This is a genomic window from Arthrobacter sp. Hiyo1 (genome assembly GCF_001263615.2).
Taxonomy (GTDB): domain Bacteria; phylum Actinomycetota; class Actinomycetes; order Actinomycetales; family Micrococcaceae; genus Arthrobacter.
In genome coordinates this window covers 894269-894875 of record NZ_DF952469.1, presented here as the reverse complement: position 1 = coordinate 894875, position 607 = coordinate 894269, and the positions used below count along the sequence as shown (strand labels likewise).

General features: G+C 67.5%; 1 protein-coding gene. It reads left to right on the top strand.

Going from position 1 to position 607, the window contains the following annotated elements; genetic code table 11:
* The first annotated feature begins 93 nt into the window (after positions 1 to 93).
* Positions 94 to 450 carry a C40 family peptidase gene (locus tag AHiyo1_RS08400; RefSeq protein WP_059388249.1) on the top strand — a complete coding sequence of 119 codons (357 nt, stop codon included), beginning with the start codon at positions 94 to 96 and terminating at the stop codon, positions 448 to 450.
* The last annotated feature ends 157 nt before the right edge of the window (positions 451 to 607 follow it).

The window sequence follows — 607 nt, the reverse complement described above, 5'->3', positions numbered from 1 at the left end:
GGGGCTCGGCGGCAGTGCCGCCCTCTCCGGCATCGCGGGCGCGCTTTCGAGTGCCGGTACAGGCACGGCCACCGGCGCTGTCACGGGCGATGCGTGGTGGCCGACGCCAAGAAATACGTCGGTGTGCCCTACGTCTGGGGCGGCACCAACCCGGCGGTGGGCATGGATTGCTCAGGCTTCGTGCAGCGCGTCTTCAAGGACCTCGGCGTTGATCTGCCGCGCGTCGTCAGCGACCAGATGCGGCAAGGCACTCCCGTGGCATCCTTGGCCCAAGCCAAGCCCGGCGACCTGTTGGTGAGTTTCGGCGGCGAACACATTTCCATCTACCTCGGCAACGGCAAAGCGATCGACGCGCCCGTCCCCGGCCAGACCATCCAGATCCGCGATGCGTGGGAACAGCAGTCCAATCTGACTGCGATCCGCCGGATTGTCCCCGCGGGAGGCTCGTGATGCCGTTGCCACTCTCTGTTGCGGCAGTTCCGCGTCAGGCTGTTCCCGGCTCTTCGCCCGTGCAGCAGTCCGGCGGGGCTGCCGGGTTTGATGCCGTGATGAACGGCGTGCTGGCGTCCGACGCGAAGACCTCGCTCGGGACCGCACAACAGACCCC